A 238-nucleotide genomic window follows, 5' to 3' on the forward strand; every position below is an offset into this window, starting at 1 on the left:
AAAAACAAAAACGCCTACGTGATCGAGCTATTCGTGAAAAGAAAAAAGGAATTACATATACAGAGCGTACGAAACTTTTACAAGGAATTACATATACAGAGCGTACGAAAATTTTACAAGGAATTACATATACAGAGCGTACGAAAATTTTACAAGGAATTACGGTATATATGACAAACATTCCTACGGAATGGGTATCAAAAGAGAAAATCTATGATTTATATTCACTACGTTGGCA

Annotated in this window: 1 pseudogene; it reads left to right on the top strand. The window is 32.8% G+C overall.

The features are described from left to right. Positions 1-238 (top strand): annotated as a pseudogene (locus MR109_RS29970) (hypothetical protein); the annotation flags it as partial.

Source organism: Bacillus cereus group sp. BfR-BA-01310 (genome assembly GCF_022664325.1).
Taxonomy (GTDB): domain Bacteria; phylum Bacillota; class Bacilli; order Bacillales; family Bacillaceae_G; genus Bacillus_A; species Bacillus_A paramycoides.